This window comes from Lysinibacillus piscis (assembly GCF_026012395.1).
Taxonomy (GTDB): Bacteria; Bacillota; Bacilli; order Bacillales_A; family Planococcaceae; genus Lysinibacillus; species Lysinibacillus piscis.
The window spans coordinates 1,114,444-1,139,805 of sequence record NZ_BRZA01000002.1 but is presented as its reverse complement, the minus strand read 5'-3'; the positions used below and the strand labels follow the sequence as shown (position 1 = coordinate 1,139,805).

The 25,362-nt window shown below is 40.6% G+C and carries 20 protein-coding genes and 2 riboswitches; of the genes, 13 read left to right on the top strand and 7 right to left on the bottom strand.

Going from position 1 to position 25,362, the window contains the following annotated elements; genetic code table 11:
* Window positions 1-154: 154 nt before the first annotated feature.
* Complete coding sequence (locus OPF91_RS12140; RefSeq protein WP_264989013.1) at window positions 155-4,966, top strand: S-layer homology domain-containing protein; 4,812 nt, start codon at window positions 155-157, stop codon at window positions 4,964-4,966.
* A gap of 113 nt (window positions 4,967-5,079) precedes the next feature.
* Here the strand turns inward: OPF91_RS12140 and OPF91_RS12135 are convergent, their stop codons facing one another.
* Complete coding sequence (locus tag OPF91_RS12135; protein ID WP_264989012.1) at window positions 5,080-6,090, bottom strand: GNAT family N-acetyltransferase; 1,011 nt, start codon at window positions 6,088-6,090, stop codon at window positions 5,080-5,082.
* 385 nt (window positions 6,091-6,475) lie between these two features.
* Between OPF91_RS12135 and OPF91_RS12130 the strand changes: the two genes are divergently transcribed.
* Entirely contained in the window at window positions 6,476-7,144 is a 669-nt protein-coding gene (locus OPF91_RS12130) for a trimeric intracellular cation channel family protein (RefSeq protein ID WP_264989011.1), read from the top strand.
* 43 nt (window positions 7,145-7,187) lie between these two features.
* On the opposite strand, the gene OPF91_RS12125 is transcribed toward OPF91_RS12130, so the two are convergent.
* Window positions 7,188-7,949 (bottom strand): hypothetical protein, encoded by a 762-nt coding sequence (locus tag OPF91_RS12125; protein WP_264989010.1) that lies wholly within the window; start codon window positions 7,947-7,949, stop codon window positions 7,188-7,190.
* A gap of 846 nt (window positions 7,950-8,795) precedes the next feature.
* Between OPF91_RS12125 and OPF91_RS12120 the strand changes: the two genes are divergently transcribed.
* Window positions 8,796-10,163: a flagellin N-terminal helical domain-containing protein gene (locus OPF91_RS12120; RefSeq protein WP_264989009.1), complete on the top strand. Its 1,368-nt coding sequence runs from the start codon at window positions 8,796-8,798 to the stop codon at window positions 10,161-10,163.
* A 205-nt stretch (window positions 10,164-10,368) separates the two neighbouring features.
* On the opposite strand, the gene OPF91_RS12115 is transcribed toward OPF91_RS12120, so the two are convergent.
* The 5 genes from OPF91_RS12115 to OPF91_RS12095 form a co-directional block, all read right to left on the bottom strand.
* A complete protein-coding gene (locus tag OPF91_RS12115) occupies window positions 10,369-12,471 on the bottom strand; it encodes a methyl-accepting chemotaxis protein (RefSeq protein WP_264989008.1) in 2,103 nt (700 codons plus the stop codon).
* Window positions 12,472-12,640: 169 nt separating this feature from the next.
* On the bottom strand, window positions 12,641-13,477 hold the full coding sequence (locus OPF91_RS12110) for an energy-coupling factor ABC transporter ATP-binding protein (RefSeq protein ID WP_264989007.1): 837 nt from the start codon (window positions 13,475-13,477) through the stop codon (window positions 12,641-12,643).
* Window positions 13,474-14,247: a cobalt ECF transporter T component CbiQ gene (gene cbiQ, locus OPF91_RS12105; protein ID WP_264989006.1), complete on the bottom strand. Its 774-nt coding sequence runs from the start codon at window positions 14,245-14,247 to the stop codon at window positions 13,474-13,476. The genes OPF91_RS12110 and cbiQ overlap by 4 nt, the downstream gene beginning before the upstream one ends.
* 3 nt (window positions 14,248-14,250) lie before the next feature.
* Complete coding sequence (locus tag OPF91_RS12100) at window positions 14,251-14,523, bottom strand: energy-coupling factor ABC transporter substrate-binding protein (protein ID WP_264989005.1); 273 nt, start codon at window positions 14,521-14,523, stop codon at window positions 14,251-14,253.
* 1 nt (window position 14,524) lies between these two features.
* Window positions 14,525-15,271: an energy-coupling factor ABC transporter permease gene (locus OPF91_RS12095; protein WP_264989004.1), complete on the bottom strand. Its 747-nt coding sequence runs from the start codon at window positions 15,269-15,271 to the stop codon at window positions 14,525-14,527.
* A gap of 133 nt (window positions 15,272-15,404) precedes the next feature.
* Window positions 15,405-15,589: riboswitch (cobalamin riboswitch) on the bottom strand.
* A gap of 123 nt (window positions 15,590-15,712) precedes the next feature.
* Window positions 15,713-15,895: riboswitch (cobalamin riboswitch) on the top strand.
* 166 nt (window positions 15,896-16,061) lie between these two features.
* On the opposite strand from OPF91_RS12095, the gene OPF91_RS12090 reads away from it, so the two are divergent.
* Genes OPF91_RS12090 through OPF91_RS12045 form a run of 10 tightly spaced genes read left to right on the top strand, consistent with a single transcriptional unit; the run spans window position 16,062 to window position 25,352 of the window.
* Entirely contained in the window at window positions 16,062-16,433 is a 372-nt protein-coding gene (locus OPF91_RS12090) for a (2Fe-2S) ferredoxin domain-containing protein (protein ID WP_264989003.1), read from the top strand.
* 2 nt (window positions 16,434-16,435) lie between these two features.
* Complete coding sequence (cobJ, locus tag OPF91_RS12085) at window positions 16,436-18,103, top strand: precorrin-3B C(17)-methyltransferase (protein WP_264989002.1); 1,668 nt, start codon at window positions 16,436-16,438, stop codon at window positions 18,101-18,103.
* Window positions 18,104-18,121: 18 nt separating this feature from the next.
* On the top strand, window positions 18,122-19,009 hold the full coding sequence (locus OPF91_RS12080) for a sirohydrochlorin chelatase (protein WP_264989001.1): 888 nt from the start codon (window positions 18,122-18,124) through the stop codon (window positions 19,007-19,009).
* The gene (gene cobK, locus OPF91_RS12075) at window positions 19,006-19,767 is read left to right on the top strand and encodes a precorrin-6A reductase (protein ID WP_264989000.1); all 762 of its coding nucleotides are present in this window, start codon (window positions 19,006-19,008) and stop codon (window positions 19,765-19,767) included. The genes OPF91_RS12080 and cobK overlap by 4 nt, the downstream gene beginning before the upstream one ends.
* A 13-nt stretch (window positions 19,768-19,780) precedes the next feature.
* On the top strand, window positions 19,781-20,440 hold the full coding sequence (locus OPF91_RS12070) for a precorrin-8X methylmutase (RefSeq protein ID WP_264988999.1): 660 nt from the start codon (window positions 19,781-19,783) through the stop codon (window positions 20,438-20,440).
* The gene (locus OPF91_RS12065; protein WP_264988998.1) at window positions 20,440-21,573 is read left to right on the top strand and encodes a cobalt-precorrin-5B (C(1))-methyltransferase; all 1,134 of its coding nucleotides are present in this window, start codon (window positions 20,440-20,442) and stop codon (window positions 21,571-21,573) included. The genes OPF91_RS12070 and OPF91_RS12065 overlap by 1 nt, the downstream gene beginning before the upstream one ends.
* A complete protein-coding gene (cbiE, locus tag OPF91_RS12060) occupies window positions 21,530-22,750 on the top strand; it encodes a precorrin-6y C5,15-methyltransferase (decarboxylating) subunit CbiE (protein WP_264988997.1) in 1,221 nt (406 codons plus the stop codon). Before OPF91_RS12065 ends, cbiE begins: the two co-directional genes overlap by 44 nt.
* Window positions 22,743-23,450 (top strand): precorrin-2 C(20)-methyltransferase, encoded by a 708-nt coding sequence (gene cobI / locus OPF91_RS12055; protein WP_264988996.1) that lies wholly within the window; start codon window positions 22,743-22,745, stop codon window positions 23,448-23,450. Before cbiE ends, cobI begins: the two co-directional genes overlap by 8 nt.
* Window positions 23,450-24,238 (top strand): precorrin-4 C(11)-methyltransferase, encoded by a 789-nt coding sequence (gene cobM, locus OPF91_RS12050; RefSeq protein ID WP_264988995.1) that lies wholly within the window; start codon window positions 23,450-23,452, stop codon window positions 24,236-24,238. Before cobI ends, cobM begins: the two co-directional genes overlap by 1 nt.
* Window positions 24,231-25,352: a cobalt-precorrin 5A hydrolase gene (locus tag OPF91_RS12045; RefSeq protein WP_264988994.1), complete on the top strand. Its 1,122-nt coding sequence runs from the start codon at window positions 24,231-24,233 to the stop codon at window positions 25,350-25,352. The genes cobM and OPF91_RS12045 overlap by 8 nt, the downstream gene beginning before the upstream one ends.
* Window positions 25,353-25,362: the final 10 nt, after the last annotated feature.

The following is a 25,362-nucleotide window of genomic DNA, read 5'->3' as shown; positions in this document are numbered from 1 at the left end:
AAACTTCATACTTTTTTGGGAATGAATCATTTTTATTTAGAAAACAGAAAAAATATCTCTTAAAATCTCATACAAGACTAATAGTTGTTTTTGGTGATACCGTTATAATTAGACGTATATGCTGTAAATGTTTAAGGACATTGGGGGGAAATAGATGAATCCATACAAACAAATTAGGCGCTTTTTAGCGGTGGTTGTGTCGATTGTTATGGTGCTTAGCATGATGCCACCGATGATAACCACAAAGGCGACTGTATCTGCTCCTATTAAAATAGTGCAAATTGCAGCGGCTCAAAATAATTCCATTGCTCTAAAATCGGATGGCACCGTCATTGTATGGGGTAAAAACGTGACCACTTGGGCAAAACCACCAGAGGGGCTCAATAATGTGGTCGAAATTTATGCAAAAGATACTATATTTCTAGCTCGAAAATCGAATGGTAAAGTGGTTGCGTGGGGAGGTAGTGAGGCAGGTGGGATAAATGTACCTGCGGAGTTGAATAATGTCATCTCTATGGCATCAGCAGGTAATCACACTTTAGCGGTATCAGAAACACCCATGATAGCTGGCGCAGGTGCGGTAATCGGATGGGGGCTCAATGGAAATGGGCAATCAGTTATACCAGAGGAAGCGAAAAAGGGTGTTACGAAGGTAGCGGCAGGTGCTTACTATTCGATGGCATTAAAATTTACTGGTACGGTTGTCGATTGGGGATCGAATGGAGCGGGTGCGACAAGCAAGCCTGCGAATTTATCCAATGTAGTGGCTATTGATGCTGGTTATCAATACGCATTGGCATTGAAGTCAGACGGTACAGTCGTAGCATGGGGGAAGGAACATAGCGGAAACGGGATACTCAATGTACCGACAGGATTGAATAATGTCAAGGCGATATCAGCCAATGAAACACATGCATTAGCATTAAAGTCAGATGGCACAGTTATCGGTTGGGGGAATAATCTTTATGGAAAAGCCACACCTCCTGTGGGTCTAAATGATGTCGTTGCCATAGCAGCAGGTGATGATCATTCGCTAGCATTGAAGCGGGATGGAACAGTTGTTAGTTGGGGGTCACAAACTACTGTACCAGGTGATAATACTTTGAGCAGTTTAACACTGGAAGAGGGCAATCTGTCGCCTGTATTTTCTTCAGCAGGCACTTCATATTCCAGTGACATCGCGCCATCGGTATCAACTGTCCACATTAAAGCGGAACTGAATGATACTGCTTATTCATCACTGTACATCAATGACCAATTGCAAAAAAGTGGTTCAACGGTCGCAGTGCCAGTGCCAGCTACGGGTACGACGATAAAAATTCGGGTAGAGCCCTATATGCAGCCAGCTAAAACATATACGCTAACGATAGCCCGTGATCGTGAACCACCTACCGTTACATTTTCACCTAATGATAGTGCTACGCCAGTAAGAGGGATTAACACGACTATTCAGGTTACAGATGCAACGAGTGGTGTGGACCCATCTACATTAGAATATGCTTGGACACAAAGTGCTGTTGCTCCTGTAAATGGTTGGACGCACTTCTCACTAGTACCATCTACAGCCATATCGAAATTTGCACACGTTGGGACGGATGGCATTTGGTATTTGCATATTCGTGCTAAAGATTATGCAGGCAATTTAGCGAATGCGACATCTACGCCATTTTCGATTGATAACACGCCTCCTAACATCAATTTGACGATGCAAACAGCGGATCATGATGTCTATTTGAATGATACGTGGACAAACAAAAATATTGTCGTAACGACTGAGGCAACAGATGCACAAAGCAACATTAAAACATTGCAATATACGCTTGATGGCGGTAAGACATGGACTAACTATTCAAGCCCTATCGAATTAACTGAACCAGAAGTTTACACACTCATCATGCAGGCAGTAGATACGCTAGACAATGTGAAGCTTGAAAGTCGCACTGTCAAAATCAGCAGGGGTGACTTAAAGCTGACACCAACAATGAAAAAGTTAGCAGATGGTAGTGATTATAAAAGTGGAGAATGGACGAACCAAAGTGTTCAAATAAGTGCCACAGCAGACACAGGGTCGATTGCTATTAAATCCTTTACTCGAGCATTAAATGGAGGAACGGCAAATAATTATATTTCTGGGAACACTGAGACATTCTTTCAAGACGGTATAAGTTCATTTGAGTACAAGGTGACTGATAATCTTGATAATAGTGTGAGTGCCTTATTTACAATCAATATTGATAAAACCCTGCCAACAGTTTCCTTTAGTATGAACGGAAATGAAACATCCGCGCAGGAGGCTTTCGTAACAGCAGAGGTTACTGATAGTGGTGGTAGTGGTTTAGTAGAATCCACGTTAAAATATGTCTGGACGCAAAGCACAGAAAAACCAATACTGGGCTGGCTACCGTTGAATAATGGTAGTGTGTTGACAAAGGAAGGGGTCAATGGAGATTGGTATTTGCATATTCAAGGGCAAGATACAGCAGGAAATGAAATGTATGCGGTATCCAATCGCTTTGTACTAGAAACATTATCACATGACAGTACCATTAACCCAGATATAGGAAGTTTCGATAAAAATGTTTTTGCGCAAACCGATGTGATGACGATGCTGACATTGAACGGCAATCTATTGACTAGTATTCGCAATGGAGTAGAGGAACTAGTACCGAATATAGATTATGAAGTAGTTGGCAATACAATCATTATTTCAAAAGCCTACCTAGCAACACAGCCAGTCGGCACAACGACTTTAACCATTTTATTTAACAGTGGAGCAGCGCAAACACTAACCATTATGGTTGGGGATACGACTGTTGTTCCTGATGAAGCACCATCTATTATCGGTCAAACAACATTGATCTTGACGGAAGGCTATGATGCTATATCCACACTAGCCTACATCATTATGGGGACAGCACCAGTAACGGTCAGTAAAACGTCTGGTGATGATAAAATCACATGGAATAATGCAACAAGGAAGCTAGATATTGCGGCAGGTCTTACAGAGGGTAGCTATCCAGTGTCATTGACAGCTAGTAACGGTATTTTTACAGATGCTACACTGCATTTCACATTGGTGGTAAATGCTATAAATGGCTTCGATCATGATGCTAGTCTAAGTGCTCTCACGGTAGGAGGCAGTGCCATAAATAGTTTTAATCCTAATGTGAGCACTTATTATGTAACGTTACCTCAAGGCACTTTACCTACTAGCGCTACAGCAATAGTAGCTGCAACGGCAAATAACACGAAGGCAGATGTAACGATTACACAAGCAACAACATTACCAGGGAGTGCAACGGTGCAAGTAACTGCCGAGGATATGGTAACGACTAAGACATATACGATTTATTTTACGATGGCTACATCAATAACAGGCATTCATATTATTGGTGGAAATGCCATCACTACACCGAATGGTACATTACAACTCGGAGTAGAGGTTATGCCGATAAATGCTACAAACAAGGCGGTTAACTGGCATATTGTGGGTGGTCATTCTTATGCATCCCTGAATTCCACAGGTGTGCTGACAGCTCTAAGCAATGGTATTGTTATTGTACGTGCTACGGCACAAGACGGCTCGGGTGTATATGGAGAATGGCAGATAACGATCTCTGGACAGTATAGTAGCCCTGATAACAATATTTCTGATGGTGGTAGTTATACGCCAGATATTGAAAAGCCTATCGTTCCGACTGAAGAACTACAGTCCGATATGTCAAGGGTGATAAAAAAAGACGTCTCTGGCACGGTGAAGGATGGCGTTCTTACAGCACAAATCACCGAGCAAATGGTGCAAGAGGCAACGAAAGGGGCACAAAACCTTGCTTTGGAGTTCAATCTGATAAGCAATGATAGCTATATTAGCTTAAATACTATTATCGATGCAGGAGCTATAGACCGTCTGAAGGAAGCAGGCGTGAAGTTTGTCAAAATTAGCTCGACGATACTAGATATTACTTTTGACACAAAATCTATTGACGAAATGGATAAACAGTCAACAGATGCGCTTACAGTTTCAGCTAAGGCACTGACGAAGCTACCTGTAGCGGCGAAAAAGCTGATTAACGCTCGACCAGTATTTGATATCACGGTTGCCTATCAAAAGAACGATAAAACAGAATATATAACGAACTTTGGGAAAGGTAATGTAACAGTAGGTATCGCATACAAAGCAACGAAAAGAGATAAAACAGGAAATTTATATAGCGTATATGTCGATAAAAATGGCAAACCACAGCTGCTTGCTAACTCTAGCTATAATAAGGGCAAGTTGATTTTTAGCAGGAATAGTTTATCCATCTACGGTGTAGGCCACAAAGCGCTAGCGACATCTTTTACTGATACGACGAAGCATTGGGCGACAGAGAACATTGATTTTGTTGTGAGTCGAAATTTGATGGCTGGCATAAGTACAACAAACTTTGCGCCAAACAAGACAATTACCCGTGCCGATTTCTTCATGGCACTGGGCAAACTTACAGATATAGAGGTAGCTAGTTACAAAAAGAGCAGCTTCACAGATGTAAAAAACAATAATCCTGCCATGCCATATATAGAATGGGCAGTCAAAAATAAAATCGTACAGGGGATGGACAATGGCGAGTTTGGATTGACACTAGCTATCACTCGTCAGGATATGGCTGTCATGATGCAAAACTATGCGAAGGCTATAGACTATCCATTACCTATGCCTGTTGCAAGCATCACCTTTTCAGATAGTGAAAATATAGCTGCTTATGCGAAGGATGCTGTAAAAGCAGTTCAACAAGCAGGTATGATGTATGGCAAAGGAAGCAATTTATTTGAACCACAGGCGGAAATTACCCGTGCAGAGGCAGCGACCATCTTACGGAGGTTCATAGAGCTTGTCATTAATGAAGATACAGCACGTGGTTGGATACAGAATGATGCTGGGCAATGGCAGTACATTGATGACAATGGTAAAGTGGTGGCCGATTGATTTACTATCGAACAATAACGAACCTTATCAATATAAAATAGCTAAATAGGCTACTTGGTGACCGTTTAGAACAGACACTAAGTAGCCTATTTTTTATTATGGCAATATTCTATCTATAGCAATTGGATGCTTGGATTGTTAAAGTTTGCCCATGCAATATCACTGTTAATGTAGCGAACCATGCGATAAGCGACTGGCTGGAATGCACACTTCGGCCAAAATGTTGAAGAAGCAAGGTTGGTGATACGCCAATCCGTTAGCATATGGTCATAGCCTTTGTCTTTCATCATTTGCCAGCCTTCATTCATCAGCTGTTTACCAATTCCTTTACCCATTTGAGAGGCGTAAGTGCCTGCAATGCTTAGCTCTACACTATTATCGGGTGTCATTAAATTGGCTATACTCGGATAATACACTTGAAATCCTAATTCTTGCTGATCCTGTAACGCAAGAAGAATGGTTTCATCCGCTTCTTCTATGATACCTTGATAGCCATTTTGTATATTTGCGACAACTTCAGGCAATGCCAGCTCAAACGTAGGGGTAGCATTTTGATAGGCTTGAATGATGTTCGACATTTTGCCCATCAAATCACCATCCATTTTATTCGCTAGCCTAATCTCTGCATTACCTACATGCTCAAATGGCTGATAATCCTTCATGTTCATTACGGCATGTACTTGCTGGATAGAAAAGCTTAATCGTTGACAAGCATCATAGTATGTTGGCTGCCCAAGCGGTATCATGGCATAGTGCGTGAAACAACCTTGCTCTAGCCATGCTAACGAAACCTGTGCATATAGGTGTCTGATAAGTTCAGAAGATTGCTCCATTTGGATAGCTATACCTTCATAAGGCACCCAAATATGTCTACCTCTAAGAGAGTCAATTTTGACCTCACCTATGATATAGCCTACTAATTCATTATTCATCCATGCACCCATGCCGATGATTTTCTTTGTAGTCAATAATTTTTCAAATAGCTCTGTTATATAGGCAGTATGTAGATGACTGTTTTTAAGAAAAGGAAACACCTCACCTTCACTATGTTGCCTATGTAGGAGTAAATCTGTCATTACAGGTATATCATCCACACTAATCGGTTTAAAGTTATATGTCGTCATTTTTAGTCCTCCTTATCTGTTTACATTCTATGATATAACATATGTAAAACAATCTATAGTGGTATATTTCATTAAATACTAATCAAAACGATACAGCAAAATGGATGAAAAAGTAACTTACTATCTTGTTCTTTGTAAACAGAGTAGTATAATAAGGGTAATTAATCTTATTTAGACACACTATGAAATGGCATTCTAATAAAACTTTTTTGTTAGGAAGCTATTGATATTTTTTAAATGGAATGGTTTATTAGTAGGGATTGCTAATGGATTACTCCACTACAAGGTTCTTTTATGGAACTTCTTGTAGTGGAGTTTTTTTGTGTAGAGGTTGAACCTGCACCATTTACTTTTTACTAAAAAGAAGAAGGAGTGTTTTGAAAGTATGTCTTGGATTGTCCTACATTTTATCGGCATTATTTCGTATGCAGCGACGGGCGCATTTGTTGCTCTCGAAGCAAGATTTTCGTTTATTGGCGTATATGCACTAGGCTTTATTACAGCGTTTGGGGGAGGATTGATTCGAAATTTAATTATCGATGTTCCTGCCATAGAGCTTTGGGAGCATACGACTATTTTTACGGTACTAATCACATTGACAATTATTGTATTAATTCCATTGCAGTGGATAGATCATTGGAGAAGGTGGGGGTTATTTTTTGATTCCATTGGTCTTGCTTCCTTCGCACTTCAAGGGGCAATGCTAGCTAGCGAAACTTTTTCTAATGATTTAGGTGTGATGATTTTGGCGGCGCTATTTACAGGTGTAGGTGGTGGACTAATGCGAGACGTTATCGCTGGTCGAAAACCACTAGCATTGAAAGAAGAAATTCATGCTATTCTGACGATTCTATGTGCCATTGCTATTTGGTTTGGCTGGCGTTCTCCCTTTGAGCTGACGCTAATTGTTCTAATCGTTATCGCCATCCGTATGTCTGCCATTCACTACAATTGGAGGCTGCCGTTACCTTGTCATGATGAGGAGAATCGAAAATTTTATAGCCAGCTATTTAAACAATCGCTTGTAAAATCAATCTATACAAAAGAGAAGTAATGCAACTCCACTTCACTAAAAATGTCTTTAGTGGAGTTGGCATTTACTCAGTCGCTAGTTGCTTATAATAGGTTAAAGCCTCTAAAAGAAATTCATAAGGATAATCTGTTTTTTCTTGTATTTTTGTGGCCCATGCACTTATAGAAGAGCATTTTTCATCTTCTACTAAGCCCTTCATAGAAGAAGAAAAGCTTCTAAAGTTAGAAAATTCCCAATGAGTTACTTCATTTTCGTACTGTCTACATTCAAGGAGGGGACGAGGTTTAATAAGCCTTTGAGAAAATTCAGCAGCTTCAAACAATACATTGTCATCAATAGCATGCAGACTAAAAATTTGCTTAGACATTTTCCCATTTGGTCGTTGGTATAAAATTTCGACATTGTCCTCTTGAGGATGCACTTGAATCTTCGCACCTGGAAAAAATCCTAGGCAATCATCTGAATGAAACAATGGGTTATTTTTATCTACACATATAGGCTGAATCCATTGATCTCCTAAGTCACATAAATATTTATGCTTATTTTCGTCTATTGCGATAACCGCAATATGAGCTTTTTCGGTAAATAGATTGTGACCAATTGCATATGCTTCGATATGATTACGTTTCAATTCATCTAACAACCAGAGTGTTAAATCAAAACAGTTCCCAGTAATTTTATACTGTTGGTAATGCTCCTTTATTAGTGTAACGGAACGCTGATATTTTAATGGATTTTGTCTTGCATACCAAACCTTTGTCAACGTCTCCATAGGGAAATGCTTGAATTGATTCCAAACCTTCATTATATTTTCTGGTGCTTGCATATGTAATCCCTCACCTTTATAGAGCATAAGATTTATCTTGATTCAGCAAATAGTTTTTGTATCGAAAGTGAAGCGTCAGATACAGAAGACCCCATCCTCAATAGGGAGGGTATGAATGCCAATTTTTACGCCATTCAGTGGGTGTCCAAACGCCTGTATCTGTTGCTGACGCTGCGCTTTCGCACAAAAAAGATTGTCGCTACGTTGCACTGAGCTTTCGATACAAATGTTTTCTGCGCGAAAGTGAAACGTCAGCGGCAAATAAAAAGACATTCACTGAATCAAGATAAAAGCCCCGGCGGATGTTGTACCTGACGCTAACGCTTTCGCACAGAAAAACCGTGTGTCATGGATTTTGAGGGCCTACACGATGTAGGTCAGTTGATGTTTTCTGTGCGAAAGCGAAGCGACAGCAAATCTTTTTCTACGCGAAAGTGAAACGTCAGTGTTAACAAGCCGTTGTCACAGGATGTGATGCTTTTAGGCTAACTTCCTTTATACGAGTGAACTCGAAAAAAATCCAGACGCAATTACGCTGGGGCGTAATTGATTTTATTTATTGCCATACCACTTTGAACCTAGTATAAAGCCACAAGTGTTACGAAAGTTAGTATTTTTTCCTCGAATGTTACTACTACAATTCCTAATGCTATATGATGAAACCATACTCCTTCTCCATACTTATTTAAAGTATAGCTTCGAATTAGAAAATATAAACATTTTTTTGCTAGCCACACTGTATATTTATTCCTATATAATAAAATATCTAATTTCTCATTAATAAATGGACTATATTGGAATTTTGCGATATTATTTTACTAACATTACTACTTAAAGGAGCTAAAAATGCGAATTCAATATAATCAAGGTTTGTTTGCACAAAATCGATATAACGCTACAAATACTGAATTAAATAAAACTTTAAATAAACTTTCTTCAGGCTATCAAATCAATCAAGCTGCTGACGATGCTGCTGGTTTAAGTATTAGCGAAAAAATGCGCTCACAAATTCGAGGGTTGAATCAAGCTGGAGAGAACATTCAAGATGGATTGTCTTTAATTAACACCGCTGATGGGGGATTAGCAAATATCTTGGATCCTAATTTACAACGACTTAGAGAACTTGCCATACAAGCTTCAAATGATACGTTAACAGATGATGATAGACAAAAAATACAGCAAGAGGTAGACCAAATAATACAAGGAATACGTGATATTACTTCTAGTACGGAATTTAATGGCATGCTTTTGCTTGCTGGAACGTATGATAAAGGCGGAAAAAATGTACCATCTGGTTCTTTAGCTCAATATGTTCAACAAATTACAACTAGTAGAGGAATAACGGATAAATATACATATAATTCAATTGATTATGCTAGTGCTATTATTGATTTTAGCAATATGAACTCGGCCAGTGATGTAGCTAAGTTAGATGGAAAAGGGGTTTACTACACTTGTTGTACTTGCAATCAAGCCTATAGTATTAAATTTGTCAATGGGAATCCAGATACATCAAGATTAAATGCTGCTAATCCAGTGATGGAAGTAGATATAAGTACAATTACAAACGGAACTGATTTAGTTAATAAAATAGTTGAAACAGCTTATGGTCAACCAGGATTTGTGTATGATCCAACTAATTCAAATATACTACCAAATGACGCAACAAATTTTGTAAAGCACTTTTCACAGTTAGCGTCTGATGGTGCAAAAATATATATATACGATTATAGACCCGAGAATTATGGTATGAATTGGCCAAGTAATGATAGTGGTGTGTTTGAACTGAATGTTTTTGGTGAAGCAGCGGGAGAACAATTTTTACATTTAAACATACAAGTAGGCAGTAATTCTGGACAAAATGTTAGAGTATCAATACCTAATGTAACAGTAGAGGAGCTCAATATTGATCCTCTCTCTGTTAATTCTCAAGAAAATGCAAATGCAGCAATTACTAAAGTTGACAATGCAATTCTGAAAGCATCCAATGCCAGATCCATTATAGGAGCCTATCAAAATACGTTTGAGCATGGCTACAACTATGTTAAAAATGCTGAAGAAAACTTAACGAAAACGGAATCAACTTTACGTGATGCGGATATGGCGAAAGAAATGTCTAAATTGAAAAAGGATCAAGTTCTTTTGCAATCATCTCAATCGATGATGGCACAAATTAATCAAATGAGTCAAGGTATTTTGGAAATATTAGGTTAATCGCTAATTCAACACAGCATCAAGTCAATAAAGGACTGGTGCTGTGTTGCTTTCTGAAAACCGCACTTATTTAATATCACAAACGAGTGTAAAAAAGCTCGATATCAGCAAGACAGAGGTATTAATCCATTTCTCCTACATTAGTTGATTGTCCAATACAATAAAGCACTCCCAATCAATATCATTGGAAGTGCTTTTATCTTGCTTAATAATGGAATTTAGCTAATGCTTGCTGCAAGGATTCAGCCATTGTCGCTAAGCTTTTTGCCATAGCATTGATTTGGTGAACAGAGGCATTTTGTTGCTCCATTGTAGCTAGTAGTTCCTCTGAGCCAGCAGAGGATTGCTGGCTAATGGCTGTAATATTTTCAACCGCAAGTACTACCTCATGTGTTTCAGTGTTAATGGATGCTGAAGCGGCTGTGACATGCTGAATTTGTTCCACCATTGCTAAAATGTTTTGCATAATATCATCTAAAGCCTGTTTATTGGCATCAATTAGCTGCACGCTTGTCTGTACTTCCTGCACAACGCCATTCATGGATTGGCTCGCTAATGTGGACTCTTGTAAAACATTTTCAATAATCAACGAAATTTGACTTGTCGATTTTGAAGATTCTTCTGCTAATTTTCGTACTTCTTCCGCTACAACGGAAAAGCCTTTGCCATGTTCTCCTGCACGAGCGGCCTCAATTGCTGCATTTAACGCTAATAAATTTGTTTGAGCTGCAATATCGTCAATGACCTGTAAAATGCGATTGATTTCGCTTGATTTTTCACCTAGCTGTTGGACAACCAGTGCTGTTGCGGTCACTTTCTGCTCCATTAAGTCCATCCCTTGAATGGATTGCTCCGCATTCGCCATGCCTAACTGCGAGGATTGCTCGGTTTGTTGGGAGCGATTCATCATATTTGTAACATATGACTGGATTTGCGCCATTTTTCTGCCAACTTCTTGCGTAATTTCTAGTGTAGAAGTGGCTTGTTCTGCTTGCAGTGATGCACCTGTTGCTAATTCACTCGTTGTGGTCAACACATGCTCGATGCCACTGCTCATATCATTTGTGGAGGACATAAGCTCCTCACTATAGGCACTAACTTGGTTGGAAATTGTAGCGGCCTCTTGAATGAGGGCTTTTGTATTTTCAGTCATCATATTCATAGCAAGTGCTAATTCACCGATTTCATCTTTAGATGTTACTTGTAAAGGTTCTATATTTAAGTTACCAGCCGCAATGGTTTGTACTTGTGCTACAGTAGAAACGATTGGCTGGACAATACGACGAGCTACTAACACGATAATGATGATTAAAATGACGATGCCAACAAGAGCAATTAAAGCAGATGTCCACATTAACTGATTAGATTTCGCCATAATTTCGTTTGTTGGAATCGTGATTAATAATGACCATGGTGTTGTTGTATACCCAATTTGAATAGGGGATACCGCAATATAGGCTTCATCATGTAAGTACTCTGAAAAATCTTTTACTAATAAAGGCTGACCTTGCTGAATAGCAGATTGAATTTCTGTTAAATGTGTGTATTGAGCTTTATCTGCCAGTTTCGTATTGATATAATCTGCTTCAGGATGGGCAACATAGCTACCTCCATTGGAAATAATAGCGCCGAATCCAGTGTCATATAATTTTACTTGATTATTTAACGTTTGAAGAGCATCTAAGCTCATATCGACACCTAAAATTCCTGCAAATTGTTTGTCGATAAAAATAGGGCATACGACAGAAACCATTAACACTTCTTGGTCGCCAACTGGATAAATAAGAGGCTCTAAAATCACTTCTTGACCTTGTTGTTTCACAGTCCAATAGTAATTGTCTGGCTCCTCAATATCATAATCAACGAGTGGTACGGTGGTAATCGTATTACCTTCACGACTTACAAAAGGAATAAAGCGTCCTGTTTGATCATGTCCTTCTGTATTTATATACAAGTCGTCTTGCTGGTCAAAGGCATTAGGTTCCCATGCAGTCCATACCGCAATAAAATCCTCATTTTCCTCCTGTTTCAGCACTTGCTTTAGCATAGTATTGGCTAATGCTCGATCACCTTTATGCTCCGAAGCCATCGTTTCTAGGTTCGTCGTGATGGTACGTGCAACGTCAATTGCGTAATCAAGCTCGATTTGAATTTCATTGGCATTTTTAACACCTTCTGCTTGTGCTAGTTGTTTCGCATTTTCCACGGTTAACTGATTGGTTTGAAAAATAGTAATGCCTAAAATGACAATGAAAATGATGATGACTGTTGATAGAATCGTTAATAAAATTTTTTGTAGTAATTTCATTCATATCACCTCTAAACTACCATATAAAACCTATATGCTAGCTGTTCAATTTAGCTATAGTATATCATTTTTAGTATCAATAATAACTAGGTTGCTATGAACAAATGTACTAGCCATGTAAGCAAAAAAGAGAAGCCACATATAGTATGAAGCTTCTCTTTGAAGAAAGTTAAAGCTGTTCTATTAATTTTTGTAAATCTGCTTTGGAGCGGGGCATCGGCATATCGGCTGGTAAGAGCTTTTTCTGCTGTAATGCGAGCGCCATATCGAATACCCATGGACGTTCTAAATGGGCTCTTGCTAGTAAATCATCCTCGTAAAATAAAGCAACCACATCACCGTTATAAATAATACGACCAGCCTCCATCACAATGATTTGGTCAGCCCATTCATAGGCAAGTGAAATATCATGTGTGGATAGGAGAATGGTGCGTTCTCCGTCCACTAATTTTGCTAAGTAGTGCAAAATTTTCGTTGCGTAAAAGGGGTCTAATCCAGCAGTGGGCTCATCCAATAATAAAATAGAAGGCTCCATTGCTAACACACCTGCAATCGCTACACGCTTTTTTTGTCCCACACTCAAAAAATGGATAGGCTTATCTAGCAATGCTTCGACATCTGTTTGTGCCACAGCCCATGCTACTTGCTGCTCAATTTTATCGGTTGACCAGCCAAGATTCATTGGTCCAAAGGCAATATCTTGTTTGACTGTGCCTGAGAAAAGCTGTGAGTCAGCATCTTGAAAAACAATGCCTACTTGCTGTCGTAAGGCTTTTAACGCTTTTCTCGTATACTGTAGTGGTTGTTCATGAAAAAGAATTGTGCCAGTTGTAGGCTGTAAAATACCGTTTAAATGTTGAAAAAGGGTAGATTTCCCGGCGCCATTATGGCCGAGAACGGCAATTTTTTTACCTTTTGGAATGGATAACGTAATATCTGTTAGTCCATGTGTTCCATCCGTATAACAATGGGATACATGCTGTAAATCAAAATAAGTTGTGCTCATTTGTAGAAGCCTCCATAAAGTAAAAGAGCTAAAAATGTGAAAGTCATCAAAATCCAATTTCGCTTACAGTAAGGAATCGGCTCTTGCCAATAGACCATATCACCACCACGAGCTTGCATCGCATTGTTTAAGGCACGACTGCGCTGAAACATCTCTGCAAATAAAGCGACAATCAGCATCGAGATGGAGCGTAACCAAACAGAGAAGGAATGGTAGCCGAGACGAGCTTGTTGGGCGAGATGGATATTTTGCATGCTTTCTAAAAAGAGAAAAATAAAGCGGTACGTTAGCTCAATTAATTCTATCAATAGGATGGGTAATCGCCATTGTCGTAACACATAGCAAATCGCTTGAATGGATGTTGTGAGCATTAAAAAATATAAGCAGCTAATACTGCCAAGGACGGTAAAGAAAAGCTGTTGTGCTGTCGCAAGGCTTGCCGTGCCAATAAATAGTACCCAGCCATGCCAAGAAAAAGCCCAAAGATGGGGTGGGAGCGCATTTGCTGCTGAAGTAAGGGACACGATAATGGATAGTAAACTCGTCAATAAAAAGGCGCTCGGTAAAGCGAGTAATTTTATATAGTAACGAAAAGGAATTTTCGCAGCGATAATGATAAAAGCACTCATTACAAAAAATGTAATGAGTGAGATACGTGCATCCTGTAAAATAAGTGATAACAGCAAAAACCCAAGTGAAAATGTCATTTTTTCTAATGGATGAACAGTTGCTAGTTGATTGATATAAGCATATTTATCAATGAGTAGCATTATTTAGCCTTCCTTATGCTTACCACGCATATAGCCAATAAAGTACCCGATAAAGCTAGCACCAATTGCTGCTTGTAATGCGAATAGTAAACTTTCAATTTCTCCACTTGGTGGCTCCCATAAACTTTCAAACCATGGCTCATAATCTGCATTGATTTCGCCAATTGCCATCTCTGCTTCACCATCAGCTCCACCAAATTCAGCACCCTTTTGTATAAATAATGGAATAATCGCTAATAAGACAACAATGGCTAGTAATAATAAGGTTTTTTTCATTTTAATGAACCTCCTTTGCCGAGAAGACACGTAATGCCTTTAGCTCACTGACATTGTATTTTTTTAAGAAATTCATGACAATGACTGTTAAAATACCTTCGCTAATTGCTAATGGAATTTGTGTTAGGGCAAAAATACCTGCAAATTTAGTAAAGGAAGCAAAGAAGCCACCAACCTCAGATGGAAAAGCAAGGGCAAGCTGAACAGATGTCACCAAATATGTACCTAAATCACCAAGCATCGCTGCAAGAAAAACAGCTATCGAGAAAGACAAGCCTAATTTTTGCGACCCTTTAAAAATAAAGTAGGCGATAAATGGTCCTGCAATCGCCATTGAAAAGGCATTAGCTCCTAATGTCGTGAGTCCGCCGTGTGCAAGTAGTAGTGCTTGGAATAAGAGGACGATGGAGCCAATAACGCTCATTGCTAGAGGGCCAAACAACACTGTCCCAAGGCCTACCCCTGTTGGATGTGAACAACTTCCTGTGACAGAAGGAATTTTCAATGCCGATAGCACAAAGGCAAATGCGCCTGATAAACCAAGCATCATCTTCGTTTCAGGGTTCGCCTCGATGGTTTTACGAATTGAACGTAATCCTAAAATAATAAATGGTAGTGAGAGTGCCCACCAAAAAATTGCCCATTCGATAGGTAAAAAGCCCTCCATAATATGCATGGCAAACGCACGATTTGGCACAAGCAATAATGCCAGTAAAAAATAACTACACTTCCAAATTGATAATCTCATCTTTTTCCTCCTCCATGTTGAAATATTGAGTTGTATGCGGAAAAGAAAAAGCACCTTTCCAAATAGCGGAAAAGTGCATAGCTAAAAATAGATCATCATCCATTAAGCCGCACACCTATCCTCGTAGGGTAAAACGATTGCCTATTTTTCGGCAGGTCTCCTGGCTTAAGTTCAACATTTTATAGGCCTTCCCATCCATTGGACAGTGGCATGCTCTATAAAACTCCCTTTTACAGTGGCGGGACCGCGCTGGATTTGAACCAGCTTCCCTTTTAAGTAAAATGTCTACCATTTTACACCGAAAAACGATAAAATTGTGAGATTTCACGAGAAGTGTAACATGAACGATAGATAAGATGCTATCCTTTTTTCAGGAAAAGTTTTGCGAGAAATATTGAATTTTTCAAATTATGCGTTATGATTAAGACAGTTTTCTATTAAAAATACATATCGTCTATAAGTGCCCGAAGTGTTTCGGGATAATAGGGAAAGCGGTGAAAATCCGCTACAGCCCCCGCTACTGTAAAGCTGATGAAATCGCAGGTGCCACTGGTGCAAACTTGGGAAGGTGCGAGAGTAAAGTGAAGCTAAAGTCAGGAAACCTGCTTATAGATGTCAGCATGTAAACTTTTCGGAGGGAGAAGTTGAAGCGAGAGCGAGTAGTATACATATATTCGTTTTTATTTGGCTTCTATAAACCTTTACTCTTCTTTGGAGAGTGAAGGTTTTTCTTTTTGGAAAAGTGACGGATAGAGCAAGATAAATGGAGGCGAATGAGGGGAGTTATCGTATGACAACATGGAATTTAGAGGGAATGAAAACACATCTTTTTATTTGCAATGGCAGTAGCTGTATGAAAAAAGAGGGCGAAGAGATTACACAGGCGATTCGTGATGAAATCCAGCAGCTAGCACTTGATAAGGAAATACATACAACAAGAACACGCTGTAATGGGCGATGTAAGGATGCCTGTGTCGTGATTGCTTATCCGCAGGGCAATTGGTATCGAGTGCCGACAACAGCACATGCAAGGGCACTTGTCCAAGATTTACACCATGTATCCTTACAGCAGGAGCATGTCTTTGCATTGCGTGAAGGCGTTTTGCAACGTACTACACAAACAACAGCGATTAAAGGAATTGACAAGGTGAAAGAGGGGTAAATATGACACAAAAAGGAAAGATTTTTGTCGTTGGCTTTGGACCTGGTGATTTTAAGCATATTACGACGCGTGCTGTGGAAGCGTTACAGCAAAGCGATATGATTATTGGCTATAAAACGTATGTAGAGCTTATTCAAGACCTTGTGAACGCCAAATCTATTGTTAGTACAGGGATGACAGAGGAGGTTTCTCGTGCACAGGAAGCGGTGCGACAAGCAGAGGCGGGCAGTATTGTCTCTGTAATTTCCAGTGGTGATGCTGGGGTATATGGGATGGCAGGCTTAGTGTATGAAGTGTTAATCGAACAAGGCTGGACAGAGGCAACAGGGGTTGCCGTGGAAGTTGTGCCTGGTATCTCGGCGATTAACTCCTGTGCAAGCTTACTAGGTGCACCCATTATGCATGATGCTTGTACGATTAGCTTAAGTGACCATTTAACACCGTGGAATTTAATTGCCAAACGTGTAGAAGCAGCAGCAATGGCAGATTTCGTGATTGCATTATATAACCCAAAAAGTGGTCGCCGTACAAGGCAAATCGTAGAAGCACAGCGGATTTTACTCGAATATCGCTCTCCCGATACACCAGTTGGCTTGGTAAAGAGTGCCTATCGTGAGCGTCAAGAAATTACGATGACGACATTGGCAGAAATGCTAGAGCATGATATTGGCATGTTAACAACGGTGGTAATCGGTAACTCGTCAACGTTTTTCTATGATAATAAAATGATTACACCGCGTGGCTACCAGCGTAAATATACACTTGGGGAAGAAAAACAGCCACTACGTCCACATCAGCGTTTACGAGAAGAAAATGAACCATGGGCACTCAATCAGCAAACAGGGCAGGCACGAGATGATTTTGCCACAGACCCAAATGCCAACCGTATTCAATCGACTGTAGCGATTAAGCCGAAGCCTAAAAAAACAGCACTTGAAATGGCAACAGCCGCATTGACAATGATTAAGGGTGCAACCACTGAGGTAAAAGTGACACCGAAGCTAGTTCAGCAAAAAATAGAATCCATTTTTGAATTGGCTGTCAGTCCTGGTGTTGCCAATAAATTTTTCACTCCACAGCAAATGATGACATTGGCGGAGGTTGTGGGTGAGGCAGGTACGATGGAATATACACCTGAGCACCAAATTCATTTGAAAATTCCTACAACAGAACCTGAGGTAATTACTGAAAAATTGCGTGCAGTTGGCTTTTTACTTGCACCAATTGGTGATGTACTAAATTTGAAAGCTTGTGATTTTTGCTATGGTGAAAAGGCAGATTCGATTCCCTATGCAGAGGAAATTCAAGCAAAGTTAGGTGGACTGGCATTACCTAAAACATTGAATATCGGCTTTAATGGCTGCGGAATGGCTTGTTATCGTGCTGTATTCGATGATATTGGTATTGTTTATCGCAAACAGAAGTTTGATGTCTTTATCGGGGCAAAGCCAGTAGGACGTACAGCACATGCAGGACAACCTGTTGTTGAAGGGCTAGAGCCAGAACAATTGATTTCGTTTATTACGAATATTGTCGAGGAATATAAGGCAAATGCTCACCCGAATGAGCGTCTTTTTAAATATTTCAAACGAGTGAAAAAGATTTTGCATTTCACGTATCAAGATATGTCTTCCAAAATTGAAATAGAGCCAGCTCCTTGTGGCGACTAATAGAAAGGTAGTGTTGAGATGAAAGCAATTTTATTTGTAGGGCATGGTAGCCGTTTAGCAGCAGGAAATGATGAGGTGCGTACATTTATTGAGCAAATGACACCACGCATTGATAAGGAATTTTTAGTGGAAACATGCTTTTTAGAGTTTGCTTCACCGAATATTGAGCAGGGGATTACAAATTGCGTCAAAAAAGGGGCAACAGAGGTGCATGTGATTCCCATTATTTTATTACATGCAGGGCATTCAAAATTGCATATTCCAGCTGAAATTGAGCATGCGCGTGAGCATTACCCACAGGTTACCTTCACATATGGACAAACAATTGGTGTCCACGATGAGATTTTTGCTATTTTAGCAGATCGTTTAGCTGAAATTGGCTTTAATGCAGAGGATAATCCTGAGGATACAGCCATTTTATTAATTGCACGAGGTGGTAGTGATCCAGAGGCGAATGGTGATTTCTATAAAATTACACGTCTTTTATGGGAAAAATCACCTGTGAAGTATGTGGAAAGTGCCTTTATGGGAGTAACAGATCCACGAGTGGAGGAAGGTATTGAGCGCTGTGTGAAATTAGGTGCGAAAAAAATCATTATGCTACCATACTTTTTATTCACAGGCATTTTAATGGAACGTATGAAGGGTATGTGTCAGCAATTCAATGAGCAGTATCCAGCTTGTGATATTGAAATTGCTAACTATTTCGGCTATCACGAACGCTTACAAAATGTGCTATTAGAGCGTATTGAGCAGGCAGTCAATGGCACATCAACGGGTATGCAGGATTTAGAGAATTACCGTGCCTATGCAGCGGAACACGGTCATGCACATCATCACCACCATCACGAACATCACCATCATCACGACCATGACCACCATCATGAAGAGGAGCCAGTACAATGATTTTCATGCTAGCGGGGACAAGCGATGCCAGAAATTTAGCCTTAGCCTTACAGCAAGCAGATTATGCTGTGACAGCAACAGTTGTGACAGAATCGGCCGCCTCCACATTGGCGGAGGCTGGCTTACCACATTTAGTTGGTCGATTAACGGCTGAGGAAATGGCAGAGATATTAACAAAGCAACAATATCGCTTAGTTGTCGATGCCTCTCATCCATTTGCGGAGGAGGCATCGAAAAATGCGATGGCGGCGGCTGAACAAGCAGGTATACCGTATATTCGTTATGAACGTGCCAATCAGCAGTACAGCCATCCATTGATTACTGTTGTGAAAGATTATGAAGAAGCGGCACAGTTAGCGGCTGAAAAGCGTGGTGTCATTATGCTGACAACAGGTAGTAAAACGCTTGCTACCTTTACGAAAGCTTTGCTTGGCTTAGATAATACAAGGGTCATTGCCCGTATGTTGCCTCGATTAGATAATATGGAAAAATGTGAGGCATTGGGTGTGGCACAGCGTGATATTGTGGCGATACAAGGACCATTTTCACAGGAATTAAACGAGGCACTATTCCGTCAATATAATGTAACATTGATGATTACTAAGGAAAGTGGCAAGGTTGGCTCTGTCGATGAAAAACTAGATGCTGCTCTTGCTTGTGGGATTGAAACGATTTTAATTGCCAGACCAAATATTAAATATGGTGTGCAATATTCCACATTTGAAGATGTGATACAAGCCGTACAACAGACACTTTAGGAGGCCATGACAAATGGATTTTAAAACAGAATTTAAACCGTTAACAGTAGACCCAGATAAAATTTATGATTATAGTTTTGCCATTATTGCTGAGGAAATGGGCAAGCACAATTTCTCAGAGGATGAATGGAAGGTAGTGCGTCGTATTATCCACGCATCGGCTGACTTTGAGCTTGGACGTAGTGTCATACTTACACCAGGTGCAATTGAAGCGGGGATTCAGTCGATTTTGGCAGGTCGCCATGTCATTGCAGACGTCCAAATGATTGAAAGTGGCTCAGGAAAAAAACGTTTCCAAAAGCATGGCGGCGATTTACATTGCTATATTGCCGATGAGGACGTTTCCATTGAAGCGAAAAAGCAAAATACAACACGTGCGATTATTTCGATGCAAAAGGCAGCAAAGTTACATGAGGGCGGTATTTATGCCATTGGTAATGCACCAACAGCTTTATTAGAGCTTATTCGTTTAATCAAAGAAGGTTTAGCAAAGCCAGATTTAATTATTGGGATGCCAGTTGGTTTTGTGTCAGCAGCTGAATCGAAGGAGGAGCTAACGAAGCTAGAAGGTATTCCTTATATTACAAATGTTGGACGCAAAGGCGGTAGTACAGTGACGGTTGCCGCATTAAATGCGATTTCACTTTTAGCAGACGAACAGGCAAAAAAATAATGGAGAAAAAGCCGAAAAAGGACCCTAAGGACATGCGTCACGGGTACACGACAGGGTCCTGTGCTACGGCTGTAGCGAAGGCCGCATTAATAGCGCTCATTACAAAGGAAGCGCAAGAAACAAGTACAATCCATTTACCAATTGGACGTGATGCTACCTTTACCATTGAAAAATGTCTATTTGAACAGGACGCAGTGCGCTGTGAAACGATTAAAGATGCAGGCGATGATCCAGATGCCACACATAAAGCCTTAATTGTTGGTACGGTGAGCTGGGCGGATACACCAGGTATTCATTTGGATGGCGGTATTGGCGTTGGACGTGTCACAAAGCCAGGTTTACCAGTACCTGTTGGAGAGGCAGCTATTAACCCTGTGCCACGTAAAATGATTACAACGACTGTACAAGGTGTGTTGGATGATTTCCATATTGAGCGTGGTGTCAATGTCATCATTTCCGTACCTGATGGGGAGGAAATAGCGAAAAAAACGTTGAATGGACGGCTTGGCATTATCGGAGGAATTTCAATATTAGGCACACGAGGAACGGTCGTGCCTTTTTCAAGTTCAGCGTATATGGCGAGTATTGTGCAAGCGATTAGTGTCGCAAGAGCGGCGGGTTGTGAGCATGTCGTGATTACAACGGGTGGACGCAGTGAAAAATACGGCATGGCACAATATCCTGAGCTACCAGAAGAAGCCTTTATTGAAATGGGCGATTTTGTTGGCTTTACGTTAAAGCATTGCAAGCGACTTGGTGTGAAGCAAGTATCACTTGTTGGCATGATGGGGAAATTTTCAAAGGTGGCACAAGGTGTCATGATGGTGCATTCCAAAAGTGCACCGATTGATTTTAATTTTTTAGCACAGTTAGCACAGCAAAGTGGGGCAGATGAAGAAACTGTAGAGGAAGTGCGTACAGCGAATACAGCCGCACAAGTGGGTGATATTATGCTGGAAAAAGATTATCTGGCATTTTTCCAACATTTGTGTGAGGCATGCTGTTATTCTTCCTTACACCATGTGAAAGGCGGCTTAACGCTATCTACATCGATTTATTCGATGAAGGGACAATTATTAGGAAGGGCTGATGACATTGCATCCATCGATGAAGTTAATTGGGATCGGGGATAATGGGCAAGCAAGCCTATTGCCACAGTATTTGCAATGGATTGAGGAATGCGAGGTACTGGTTGGCGGTGAGCGTGTGCTAGCCTTTTTCCCTGATTTTACGGGTGAAAAAATCGTGATTAAAGGTGGTTTAGTGGCACTTGTTGACAAATTGGCTGCTGAAACAAGAAAAACGGTTATTTTAGCATCGGGTGACCCATTATTTTATGGGCTTGGTAGTTATTTAGCGAAAAAATTAACAATAGAAGTATATCCCTATATTAGCTCAGTTCAGCTAGCCTTTGCGAAAATGGGCGAAAGCTGGCAGGATGCGTATGTCACAAGTATTCATGGACGCTCGATGAAAGGCTTGGCACAGCGTATTGATGGCAAAAAGAAGATTGCACTATTAACAGATGCAGACAATAGCCCTAATGCTCTTGCCCGTTATTTAAAGCATTTTGGTATGCATGAGTACCGTGTCTTTGTGGCGGAAAATTTACAAGGTGCTAGCGAGAAATGTGGCTGGTATTCCTTAGATGAGCTGGAGCAAGCAACGTTTTCCACATTAAATGTCGTGATTTTACAGCAAACAGCACCAGCGCCAATGTATACACTTGGCATTGATGATGAGGCATTTTCACAGCGCAAGCCTGATAAAGGGTTAATTACGAAAAAGGAAATTCGTGTTCTAAGCTTGCAGGCGATGCAGCTTCAAAAGGATAGCATTGTGTGGGATATCGGTACATGCACAGGCTCAATGGCCATTGAAGCAGGCAAGCTCGCACCAGAGGGGCAAATTTTTGCGGTGGAAAAAAATGCGCCTGACCTTGAAAACTGTGTGCAAAATCAACAAAAATTTCGTGTAGATATCACAGCGATTCATAGTAAAGCACCAGCGGGACTAGAGGCATTCCCTGACCCTGATGCTATTTTTATCGGCGGTACAGGTGGCGAAATGGTGGAGCTACTACAATTATGTTGCGGGCGTTTGAAGCCAAATGGGCGCATTGTATTAAATGCAGCAACGATTGAAAATTTATATAAGGCAGTGGAGGCGTTTAAAGCTTGTGGCATGGCAGTCGAAATTTTACAGGCACAGCTTGCACGCAGTAAGCCTATTTTAGATATGACACGCTTTGTACCACTAAACCCGATTTATATTATTTCGGCCTATCGAAAGGAAGACAATGATGAGTAATGTAGGTATTTTATATGGCTTGGGCGTAGGGCCTGGCGATCCAGAGTTAATTACAGTAAAGGCATTCCGAGTGATTCAAGAGTCACCTGTGATTGCCTATCCAAAAAAGCTACGTGGCAGTAAAAGCTATGCCCACCGAATTGTCGATGTTTATATCAATCCTGAGGAAAAGGATATGTTAGGGCTTGTGTTTCCAATGACAAAGGATGAGGAAGTGCTGGCACGTGAATGGACAAAGTCAGTAGAGCTTGTTTATGAAAAATTGCAAGAGGGTAAGGATGTGGCATTCGTTACAGAAGGCGATCCGTTATTATATAGTACGTTTATCCATATGATGAAGTTGATGCAGGACAAACATCCAGACGTAGAAATTCGCACAGTGCCAGGAATTTCGTCCTTTAATGGCTCGGCTTCTCGCCTTGGTATTGCATTAGCAGATGGCGATGATCGTGTGGCCATTATTCCTGCTTATGATGATTACGAGGCGATGCGTGAAGCGATTGAAACGCATGATGCCGTTGTGTTTATTAAAGTAGCCAAGGTCATTGATTTAATGCTGGAAGTGTTACGTGATTTAGATTTACTGGATAAAGCATCAGTTGTAACGAAGGTGACATCTGATGAGGAAATTATTTGGGATGTCCGTGAGCTTGATGGTGTTGATTTAGAATATTTAACATTAATGGTGGTGCGCAAATAATGACGAAAAAAATTTATGTGGTTGGAGCGGGTCCTGGTGATCCTGATTTAATTACGGTAAAAGGCTTACATATGCTACAAACGGCAGATGTTGTGATGTATACGGACTCGTTGGTCAGTGAGGATTTAGTGGCAAAGGCAAAACCAGATGCAGAGGTCATTCGTACAGCGGGTATGCACTTAGAGGAAATGGTCGCCGTCATGGTGGAGCGTGTGCAGCAAGGTAAAATGGTGGTACGTTTACATACGGGAGACCCTGCGATGTATGGGGCAACAATGGAGCAGGTTGCTTTATTAAAGAAGGAGGGCATTGGCTATGAGGTGATTCCAGGGGTTAGTTCGGTCTTTGCCTCGGCAGCTGCCATTGGTGCAGAGTTAACAATTCCTGATTTAACGCAAACATTGATTTTAACGAGAGCAGAGGGACGTACACCTGTACCAGAGTTTGAAAAGCTACGTGATTTAGCAAGCCATCATTGTACAATTGCTTTATTTTTAAGTGCGACATTAACGAAGAAAATTGTCAAGGAATTGCAAAGTGCAGGCTGGGCAGATGATACACCTGTAGCGGTGATTCAACGTGCTTCATGGCCAGATCAAAAAATTGTGCGCACCACATTGATAGAATTAGATGAAGCTATGCGTGTTAATGGTATTCGCAAACATGCGATGATTTTAGCAGGCTGGGCATTGGATCCAAATATTCATGATAAAGACGAATATCGCTCAAAACTATATGATGCCACCTTTACACATGGCTTTAGAAAAGGTGTGAAAGCAAATGATTGAGCTACAGGAAGGCGTTTTACCTAACGTAGAGCAGCGCAATCCTTATGCAGTGGTAGCGATTACCAAGCATGGTGTTCAACTTGGACGTCGCCTACAGCAAACATTTGCGGCAAGTGATTTATATTATATGAGTAAATTCGAGCAGGGCGATGAGGTTGAAAAGCATATTCAGCTTTTTACAGGCACAGTCCGCTTGCTTTTACCGACTCTTTTTAAGCAATATAAAGGGCTGATTTTAATTATTTCACTTGGGGCAGTGGTGCGAATGATTGCGCCGATTTTACAGGATAAAAAGACAGACCCTGGTGTAGTGGTCATTGATGATCGTGGTGACAATGTCATTAGTGTGTTATCAGGCCATTTAGGTGGTGCAAATGAGCTAACACATGAGGTTGCCGCAGCAATTGGCGCAACACCGATTATTACAACCGCCTCCGATGTGCAAAAAACGATTCCTGTGGATTTATTTGGTGCACGTTTTGGCTGGGTATGGGATAGTGCAGACAAATTAACACCTGTTAGTGCCTCTGTCGTCAATGAGGAGCATGTGGCGATTGTGCAGGAAACAGGTGAGCGGGATTGGTGGATGCGTGATACACCAATGCCAGCACAAATTCAAGTGTATCCATCCACACAAGCAGCCATAGCAGCGAAGCCACATGCTACATTGCTGATTACAGATCGTATGATTGAGCCTGAGGAAGAAGTATTGCTTGAAAATGGTGTCATTTATCGACCAAAATCTTTAGTGCTTGGCATGGGCTGTAATCGTGGGACATCTATAGAAGAGATTGAACAGGTCATTGATGACACATTAGCGGAATTGAAATTATCGAAGAAAAGTGTCAAGGCAGTATGTACAATTGATTTGAAAAAGGATGAAGAATGCTTCCTTCAAATTACGAAAAAATATGATTGGGCATTTGTTACTTATACACCTGCTGAATTAAATGAAATCGATTTCCCATCACCGTCAGAAACGGTTTTTAAATATACAGGTGCATATGGGGTGAGTGAGCCTGCTGCGATGCGTTATGCACAGGTAAATTCATTATTAATAGAAAAGAAAAAATCAGGCAATGCAACGATTTCAGTTGCACGTTTACCATTTTAAGGGGTGAAAT

Bases quoted from the DNA above. Each gene is read 5' to 3' on its own strand.
- OPF91_RS12140 (WP_264989013.1), top strand. From the start codon at position 155: ATGAATCCATACAAACAAATTAGGCGCTTTTTAGCGGTGGTTGTGTCG.
- OPF91_RS12135 (WP_264989012.1), bottom strand. From the start codon at position 6,090: ATGACGACATATAACTTTAAACCGATTAGTGTGGATGATATACCTGTA.
- OPF91_RS12130 (WP_264989011.1), top strand. From the start codon at position 6,476: ATGTCTTGGATTGTCCTACATTTTATCGGCATTATTTCGTATGCAGCG.
- OPF91_RS12125 (WP_264989010.1), bottom strand. From the start codon at position 7,949: ATGCAAGCACCAGAAAATATAATGAAGGTTTGGAATCAATTCAAGCAT.
- OPF91_RS12120 (WP_264989009.1), top strand. From the start codon at position 8,796: ATGCGAATTCAATATAATCAAGGTTTGTTTGCACAAAATCGATATAAC.
- OPF91_RS12115 (WP_264989008.1), bottom strand. From the start codon at position 12,471: ATGAAATTACTACAAAAAATTTTATTAACGATTCTATCAACAGTCATC.
- OPF91_RS12110 (WP_264989007.1), bottom strand. From the start codon at position 13,477: ATGAGCACAACTTATTTTGATTTACAGCATGTATCCCATTGTTATACG.
- cbiQ (WP_264989006.1), bottom strand. From the start codon at position 14,247: ATGCTACTCATTGATAAATATGCTTATATCAATCAACTAGCAACTGTT.
- OPF91_RS12100 (WP_264989005.1), bottom strand. From the start codon at position 14,523: ATGAAAAAAACCTTATTATTACTAGCCATTGTTGTCTTATTAGCGATT.
- OPF91_RS12095 (WP_264989004.1), bottom strand. From the start codon at position 15,271: ATGAGATTATCAATTTGGAAGTGTAGTTATTTTTTACTGGCATTATTG.
- OPF91_RS12090 (WP_264989003.1), top strand. From the start codon at position 16,062: ATGACAACATGGAATTTAGAGGGAATGAAAACACATCTTTTTATTTGC.
- cobJ (WP_264989002.1), top strand. From the start codon at position 16,436: ATGACACAAAAAGGAAAGATTTTTGTCGTTGGCTTTGGACCTGGTGAT.
- OPF91_RS12080 (WP_264989001.1), top strand. From the start codon at position 18,122: ATGAAAGCAATTTTATTTGTAGGGCATGGTAGCCGTTTAGCAGCAGGA.
- cobK (WP_264989000.1), top strand. From the start codon at position 19,006: ATGATTTTCATGCTAGCGGGGACAAGCGATGCCAGAAATTTAGCCTTA.
- OPF91_RS12070 (WP_264988999.1), top strand. From the start codon at position 19,781: ATGGATTTTAAAACAGAATTTAAACCGTTAACAGTAGACCCAGATAAA.
- OPF91_RS12065 (WP_264988998.1), top strand. From the start codon at position 20,440: ATGGAGAAAAAGCCGAAAAAGGACCCTAAGGACATGCGTCACGGGTAC.
- cbiE (WP_264988997.1), top strand. From the start codon at position 21,530: ATGACATTGCATCCATCGATGAAGTTAATTGGGATCGGGGATAATGGG.
- cobI (WP_264988996.1), top strand. From the start codon at position 22,743: ATGAGTAATGTAGGTATTTTATATGGCTTGGGCGTAGGGCCTGGCGAT.
- cobM (WP_264988995.1), top strand. From the start codon at position 23,450: ATGACGAAAAAAATTTATGTGGTTGGAGCGGGTCCTGGTGATCCTGAT.
- OPF91_RS12045 (WP_264988994.1), top strand. From the start codon at position 24,231: ATGATTGAGCTACAGGAAGGCGTTTTACCTAACGTAGAGCAGCGCAAT.